Raw genomic sequence first — 6741 nt, forward strand, 5'->3', positions numbered from 1 at the left:
GCGGATCTCCTCGTCGGACAGTCGTAGACCGTCCAGCCTCCTCGGGCGGGGACAAGGTGGAGCGCCCTACCGGACGAACGACCTTGACCCCGCCCGAGGAGGCTGGTAGCCCTTGTGGTGCCCGACGAGGTGAGCCGCGGCGGCATCTCTGAGGAGGGCCGGGGTTCGGGGCGGACCCTGAGGTCTTCCAGGTCTTGTGTCCCCAAGCGTGGCCGGCCGGGCCGGCCGATGCCGGCCGGAGGTCGCCAGCAGGCCGGGGCCGGGCCGGCGCGGCCCGCTTGCGGGCCGCCTTGATCCTTAAGAGGTCAATTCGGCAACGCAAATGCTCAGACACTCGTGCTTGCCTGCTGTCGTTACCGTCCGACTGTGGTCAACGTCCGGCAAACCTATCGGCGGCTGGAGCCGGTGCATGTGGTGAACGCCCTTGTATGGGGCTTGGGGTGGTTGATTCCGGTAGCGGTAGCGGTGCAGTGGTCCAGGGGACCTGCACTTATGGCCTCTCTGCTCGCCATGGACGCTGCCGGCCTCGTTGGGGTCTACCTGGCTGCGCCAGCGGCTTCGATCGTCGTCGCGCCAACGCACGTGATTGTCAGGAACCCCTTCCGGCGCTACCTCATCCCCCGTTGCCTCGTCGAGGGCATAGACACCGAGAACCACCTCACCCCTCACCTCCTGGTGCGCAACGCACGTTCGATTCGACTCGCAGCTCTCAACCTCAACCTGCCGAGGGGCTACCAGATGAACGCAGGCCGCCACCAACGGCAGGGGGTGACGGCCATGCTGGACCAGGTCCCAGAAGAGCCGAACGACGGCCAGGTGGAGCGCCGTATCCGCTACGGAAACCTTGTCCTGGCCGCAGCTGCAGTTGGTGCCGCACTGGCAGTGGTTCGCTACCTGCTGTCGGTCGAGCCAGCGTAGGCCCGACCGCTCAGACTGACCGCGCCCCTGCACCAGCGGGCTAGACAACTCGATTCTCGCTACTAGCCCTTGCAGCGCTCAGACTCAGCGGCGACCAAGGCTAATGGCACGCTAATGGCACGCCGCATGATCTTTGACCTTGGAACATCGAAGGCCCTGACCGGGAGTCGAATCCTGATCAGGGCCTTTCGCGTGGAGCGGGTGACGGGAATCGAACCCGCACTGTCAGCTTGGGAATCGGGTTGGGTCGCGGCCCCCAGGCGTGGTGCTGGCTGCTCATGGACGTACGGGCAACACGGCCAAGCTCTGCAATGGACCTCCGCTGGCCGGTGTTGACCGCTGCATCGGGCACGGATCGGGCACGGGCTCAGCTGAGGGCTGAGGCTTGAACCCATCGCACGGTGCCCAACCTTCTGGTTCCATGGATGCCATGGACCGACCCGGACACGTGCTCACGGTTGGCTCGTCGGGCCGGTTTGACGGCGTCTACTAGGCCCACTGGGAATGGAGCCGGTTCGAGATCGACGTTCCCGGACGCTGGTGGCACCGCCAAGTGCGTTGCGACCTGGTGAGTGAGGCGGCCCGGTGGCCTACGGAGATCATGCGGACCACCGAACGTGGCCGAACCTACTACGCCAAATTCGCCGTCACGCTCGACGCGGACGTCATCGAACGGGGCAACTTCGGCCACAAGGGCACCCTGCGATGGCGGCTGTCAGTACGCCGGTGGGTCCACGTTCAGCCGATCTCGTAAACGGCACCGGGCGTAGCTCCACCGCCTGGTCGTCGTGCTCCCCGGACTCCTTGACCCCCAGGCAACCAACACGGCTCGCTGACCTGCACCGCAACGGGCATCTAACTGCGGCAACCGTCCACAACAGTCCGTGGACGTCCACCACCGCTCGTACCCGTCGTCACCCAGATAGTCACCCACCTCACGCTGTTACGGGAACAATCGGCAGACCATCGCGTGTGACGCGCACCGTCAGTTTGGAAGACGAAGATCACGGCCGGCAAGGCCCTGGTGGGCCAGGTCAAGGGCAGGAGGTCCACGACCGTTCGTGCCCGCCGTGATCAGCCCGCTTCCGAGTCGATCGGCAACGATGGGCGGCATAGCTCGACGGATGAAACTGAAGACGTGCAACGACCTACCCGAGGAGGCAAGGTGACTCAGCGCTCGCAGCACCAGCGGGGCCGGTGCCCCGTCTGTAAACGCCTCGTAGCCTTCACCGCTGACGGAAGAGTTGCGCGGCACACCGGCACCATTCGTGCCTACGCCCCGCCCGAGGAGTGCCCCGGGGGTGGACAGCGAGCGGAAGCCACGGGGGGATCGCTGTGGTTCAAACCGTGCGCGGCGCTGGCTGCCTCGTCCGCTGCGCTCGTGGCCGCCTGGCCAGCCTCGTCGGGCATTGGCATCTGAGACCGAGCGTGGGCCGCCATGTTCAGCCGCCAGAGGCCAGAGCAGGTCATCGGCATTGCGGCCGGGATCCCATGGAACGGTCAGGAAGGCCCCTTGAACCTGCCAGGCTGGCTCCTCATCCGCGGTGGCACCAGAAACTCTGGCCAGTTGAAGGCATAAATGGTGCCGATCGATAAGGCCGACAAGACTGCCGCCACTCCAATCGGGATTATCAAAATCTTGGCGGCGTCCACGGAGATCCAGCTGTGCTCCTCGGCCGCAATGAGGACGACCGCGAGGGTCAGACACGTCAAGAACATGACGTTAGCCAAGAACGCGCGATTCAGGTGGTCTGTGAAGAACACATCTCCCTTGAGCCCGCTTCGCCACCAGTTTGGAATCAGAAACCAGCAAGAGCCGAAGAGCAGAACTGCACCTACCGCAAGAGCACTTGTCGGTATTCCGCCATCAACCGGAGGCGCAGCAACGAATTGGGTGACCGCTCCGGCATCGACCATACGATCGGAACTCAGAACCATGACCACACCTTGTTCATTAATCACAGACGCTCGTTCGTGGCATCGAGGTTGCCCGCTTTGCCCTAATTCATCCTTATTTGGGTTTGTCTGGTTGCCTCCTGCGTTACGAGAAGGAGGCTACGAGCTTGTCGCGGATCGAGGGCCGTTCGGAGTCGATGAAACTGTAGAAGACGCTGTCGCGGTATCGGCCGGTGCTGAGTAGCCGATGGTTGCGCCACACACCTTCCCGGTGCGCTCCAAGTCGCTCGATGGCACGCTGTGACCTCGCGTTGCGCAGGGTGCGTTCGTCGGCCGTGACGAGTCCGCCTTCGCTCGTGCCTGCGACCCTCAAGTGTTCGACTGGCTCGACCATGTGAAGGCAGCCGCGGGCTGCTCCCACCCGATCCGCCTCTCCGGCGAGGTCGCCACCATTGACCGGGCCACCGGCCGACTCCTCGCGTCGGTGTCGACGGCTGACCTGCAGGACGGGGAGATCTACAAGCCGTGCGGCAACCGCCACCACGCCGTCTGTCCCTCCTGCGCCCGCACCTACCAACGCGACGCCTACCAACTCGTCAAGGCGGGTGTCGCCGGCGGCAAGGGCATCCCCGCCACCGTGGCGCAGCATCCGGCGGTGTTCGGCACGTTCACCGCCCCGTCGTTCGGGCCCGTGCACACCCAACGCACCGACCGCGCCGGCCGCCGGATCCCGTGCCGGCCCCGCCGCCACCCGCAGCCGTGCCCGCACGGTGTGTCGATGCGCTGCCACCGCACCCACGCCGACGATGACCGCCCAAGACTGATGCCGGCACCCGTACCGCTCGCCTTCACTGGAGCAAAGGGTGCCGTGCTGCGCCGTTCGAACTTCCAGAGCGCCTGCAAGTGGCGCGACTCGGTGGCGACGGCCGGCCTGCCCGGCTTCCACTTCCACGCCCTATGGCACACCGGAAACACCCTGGCGTCTCGGACCGGTGCCACCCTGGCCGACCTGATGGCCCGGATGGGCCACGCCTCCACCCGGGCCGCGTTGATCTATCAGCACACCGCGCGGGAGCGCGACGAGCACATCGCTGATGGCCTCAGCTCGCAGATCAAACAGACCAAGGATCGGGCACGTAGCGGGCACGGCCAGCGCAAGAAGCGGTAGCAACGATCGAGGCCCCAGCCAGGAAACGTGTCCTGAGCTGGGGCCTCGCGCTGGAGCGGGTGACGGGAATCGAACCCGCACTGTCAGCTTGGGAATCGCACAAGATCGGCTGCAAGTGGGCCTCTACGCCTGCTCGACGCGCTCTCGCGTGGCCTGGTTTGGCCCTGGGTTACACCACCTTGTGGCCCGTGGATGGCCCGGCCCGCGCTCTGATCCGTAAGCCTGGGTGGTCGTCTCACTCCCGCGTCCAGGGAAGCAGTCCTGCCCTCGGGTACATCGACCACCAGAGGAGGCACGCGATCGGCCAGTGAGTCACGGCGGCGACGGCGAGGTACCACGGGCGCCATCCGTCGAGCAAGCCGCGGTAGCCGTGGGCATCTGCCCAGTCGTGCACGGCCCAGCTCCACAGCGCATAGCCGGCAAGGAAGGCGAGGGACCAGGCAACTCGTGCTGCCTTCCCGGGTCTGCGCCGGCGCCAGCGGTCCAGTGCCTCCCGTGCATTCCACGCCACGCGTACATCATGACCCTGCCTTGCAAAGATCAAGACGGCTGTCTGCCTAGGTCGATGACTGCCGCTGAGCTGCTCGCCGTGTCGCCTGCCATCGACCCCGGGCGGTATCCGTCGGCGGGCTTGGCTGTACGCGTGGCTGTACTGACCGCTCTACTCGGCCGGCTCCATGACCTTGGACGGCTCTCGGAGTATGGCGGGCAGCTCACCCAAGGTCTGGATAACCGGCCCGCCCCAGCTGGGGTCGGTGTCGTTGTGCTCCGTGGTCCGGAAGACGGTCATACCGACCGCTGCCGCCCCGGGCAGCTCACCGTCTGAGCCGTCGCCGACGAAGAAGCACTCCGCCGGCTCGACCCCCAGGCGCTCGGCAGCAAGGTGATAGATCGCCGGGTCGGGTTTGGCCAGCCCGACATCGCAGGAGAAGATCGCGACATCGAACCGTCGGGCAAGCGGACTCTGCGGCCACGGCTCGGAGGTGTCCGAGGTGGCGTTGCTGATGAGGGCCAGCGGACGACCGTCGGCGCGTAGCGCGTCGAGCACGTCCAGGGTGGCGGGCGAGACGCTGTCCAGCACTCGGCGTCCGAGGGCTCGCCGATGCTCACCGGCCCGTGCCACCTGTGCGTCGGTCGGTGTGCCGCCGAGGCGTCCGGCGAGGATGCGGATGGTCTCCTCCACGTCCCACCGGACCAGCCGGTCCCGCCAGGTGGCGTGGTAGGCGGCGACCAGCTCGGCCGGAGCCACGCCGACCATGACCGCCATTTCGCCGACTACCCGGTCACGCTCCTCGTCGGCTCCGTGGATCAAGGTGTGGAAGAGGTCGAAGATCACTGGTCGAGACATCTCAGCATCCTACTGAGATCGGCACCGCTGCCACCTTGCTTGCCATCCCGATGCTCCTATGGATGTCAAGGGGCGAGGGCGGCGAAGTCGGCGCGTAGGGCGGCCGCGGACGATGTAGCGCTTCAGGCAGCGAAGGATCTCCCGCTTGCTGAGGCCTTCGGTGGTGCGCCGGTGCAGGTAGGCCCGGGTGCGTTGGTCGTAGCGCAGGCGGCAGAGGGCGATGGTGTGCAGGGCGTGGTTGGCGCCGCGGTCGCCTCCTCGATGGAGGCGGTGGCGGCGCACCCGTCCGGAGCTGGCGGGGATGGGTGCCGCGCCGCAGAGGTGGGCCAGTGCCGCTTCGGAGCGCAGCCGGTCCGGGTTGTCGCCGGCGGTCGTGAGCAACTGCGCGGCGACGTCGGTGCCGACGCCGAACAAGGCGCTGGTGCGGGGTGCGGCCTGGCGGACCAGCGGCCCCAACTGCCGGTCGAGGGCGGTGATCTCCTCGGTCAACATGGTGACCCGGCGGGCGAGTCCGGCCAACGCGGCAGCGGTGGCCTGTTCCGGGTCGTCGAGCCGGGTCGGGTCGACGGTAAGGGCGGTGCAGCGGTTGACCAGGACGGCAACGCTGAGCTTGGTCAACTGTGACCGCAGAGCTTCGGGCGCGGCGGCGACCAGGCCGCGCATCTGGTCGGCGTAGCCGTCGCTGGTCGCGGGAAACTCGTCATCGGCCAGGAGACCGCCGGTGCTGTCGATGACGGCGGCGTGGTGGGTATCGCGGTGGGTGTCGACACCACCGATGACCGAGCGCTTCTTGGCTGCCATGCTGGTGAGGTCCGCCTTTCTCGTCTGCGTCGAGATCTGTGGACACGTCACCGGTCAGGCGATGCGGACAACACAGTGGTGGGCGCCTCTCGCACAGGCTCCTATCAAGTCACGACGCCTGACCGGTGACATGCAGCTCGCGAGGTCACCGAGCCGGCCGACGAATCGGGATAAGGACAACGTTCGTCGGTCTGCCGGTGAGTCAGACCAACCCGGCGACCCACCCCACCATCCTCACTGTCTGCCGCCGACCCACACACCGTGGAGCGGGCCAGGGCCAGGGTGACAAGGTGGAGCGCCCAACTGGACGAACGACCTTGGCGCCCTGGCCCTGGCCCGCTCGGCTCTGCCTGGGTCGGTGGCTGACGGGATGGCATCCCACCACCCGCGAACCGGAACCGTTCGGCAACTCCATCTCGGAGTCGTCTGGCCCCCGCCGGAGGCAAAGGCTCTTATCGGCCGGCGCGCCGGCCGATGCCGGCGCTTGCGCCGCCAGCAGGCCGAGCGCGGCCGGCGCGGCCCGCTTGCGGGCCGCCTTGATCTGATAGAGCGCAATTCGGCAGTGCGGGCGTTCAATCGACGGACTGTGACGCTGCGTGACGCGCGGTCA

The 6741-nt window shown here is 67.0% G+C and carries 6 protein-coding genes; 3 read left to right on the forward strand and 3 right to left on the reverse strand.

The features are described 5' to 3' along the window. Positions 1-366 precede the first annotated feature (366 nt). Both ACNAVT_RS10835 and ACNAVT_RS10840 read left to right on the forward strand, forming a co-directional pair. Positions 367-918, forward strand: a complete 552-nt coding sequence (locus ACNAVT_RS10835) for a hypothetical protein (protein ID WP_416295174.1) — start codon at positions 367-369, stop codon at positions 916-918. Positions 919-1519: 601 nt separating this feature from the next. Next, positions 1520-1672 carry a hypothetical protein gene (locus ACNAVT_RS10840; RefSeq protein WP_416295176.1) on the forward strand — a complete coding sequence of 51 codons (153 nt, stop codon included), beginning with the start codon at positions 1520-1522 and terminating at the stop codon, positions 1670-1672. Positions 1673-2418: 746 nt separating this feature from the next. Here the strand turns inward: ACNAVT_RS10840 and ACNAVT_RS10845 are convergent. Next, positions 2419-2856 carry a hypothetical protein gene (locus ACNAVT_RS10845; RefSeq protein ID WP_416295178.1) on the reverse strand — a complete coding sequence of 146 codons (438 nt, stop codon included), beginning with the start codon at positions 2854-2856 and terminating at the stop codon, positions 2419-2421. A 331-nt stretch (positions 2857-3187) separates the two neighbouring features. Between ACNAVT_RS10845 and ACNAVT_RS10850 the strand changes: the two genes are divergently transcribed. After that, positions 3188-3982, forward strand: coding sequence for a replication initiator (locus ACNAVT_RS10850; RefSeq protein WP_416295179.1), 795 nt, complete (start codon positions 3188-3190; stop codon positions 3980-3982). Between the two features lie 661 nt (positions 3983-4643). On the opposite strand, the gene ACNAVT_RS10855 is transcribed toward ACNAVT_RS10850, so the two are convergent. Beyond that, positions 4644-5330 (reverse strand): HAD family hydrolase, encoded by a 687-nt coding sequence (locus ACNAVT_RS10855; protein ID WP_416295181.1) that lies wholly within the window; start codon positions 5328-5330, stop codon positions 4644-4646. A 9-nt stretch (positions 5331-5339) separates the two neighbouring features. Then, positions 5340-6131, reverse strand: coding sequence for a transposase (locus ACNAVT_RS10860; protein ID WP_416295183.1), 792 nt, complete (start codon positions 6129-6131; stop codon positions 5340-5342). Positions 6132-6741 lie beyond the last annotated feature (610 nt).

It is taken from the genome of Micromonospora sp. SL4-19, from assembly GCF_047921475.1.
GTDB lineage: Bacteria > Actinomycetota > Actinomycetes > Mycobacteriales > Micromonosporaceae > Micromonospora.

Bases quoted from the DNA above. Each gene is read 5' to 3' on its own strand.
- ACNAVT_RS10860 (WP_416295183.1), bottom strand. From the start codon at position 6,131: ATGGCAGCCAAGAAGCGCTCGGTCATCGGTGGTGTCGACACCCACCGC.
- ACNAVT_RS10840 (WP_416295176.1), top strand. From the start codon at position 1,520: ATGCGGACCACCGAACGTGGCCGAACCTACTACGCCAAATTCGCCGTC.
- ACNAVT_RS10845 (WP_416295178.1), bottom strand. From the start codon at position 2,856: ATGGTTCTGAGTTCCGATCGTATGGTCGATGCCGGAGCGGTCACCCAA.
- ACNAVT_RS10855 (WP_416295181.1), bottom strand. From the start codon at position 5,330: ATGTCTCGACCAGTGATCTTCGACCTCTTCCACACCTTGATCCACGGA.